This is a genomic window from Mesorhizobium sp. M1D.F.Ca.ET.231.01.1.1 (assembly GCF_003999155.2).
In the GTDB taxonomy this organism is placed as follows: domain Bacteria; phylum Pseudomonadota; class Alphaproteobacteria; order Rhizobiales; family Rhizobiaceae; genus Mesorhizobium.
Genome location: NZ_RZOZ02000107.1, coordinates 1 through 371, shown reverse-complemented (window position 1 = coordinate 371; position 371 = coordinate 1). Strand labels below are relative to the sequence as shown.

Genomic DNA, 371 nt, shown 5'->3' with positions numbered 1-371 from the left:
TCGCCCAGCCGCAGGTGATCGCACTGGAACCCGGCCTGCTCCAGGCGCGCCGCCAGCAGTGCCTGGCAGCCAGCATCGTCCGGCGTCACCGAGGGCCGTGCGACCAGCTCGCAGGTCAGGTCGAGGACCGCGCTCATGCGTCACCGACGCCGAAGCGGGCCTTGAAGCCGTTGTCACTGAAACCCTGGCTGACCGTGCCGTCGGCGGTGACCACCAGCGGGCGCTTGATCAGCTGCGGGTACTCGCGCAGCAGCAGCTTCCATTCGGCCTCGGAGTCCGCGGCCTTGCGGTTGTCCGGCAGCTGCCGCCAGGTGGTGGAGGACCTGTTGACCATCGCGGCCAGCCCACCCAGCTGCGCGGCCCACGCAAGC

The 371-nt window shown here is 70.6% G+C and carries 1 protein-coding gene; it reads right to left on the bottom strand.

The features are described 5' to 3' along the window. Positions 1-133: 133 nt before the first annotated feature. A partial coding sequence (locus EN874_RS32505) for an ArsC/Spx/MgsR family protein (protein WP_281061462.1) occupies positions 134-371 on the bottom strand: 238 nt, incomplete at its 5' end.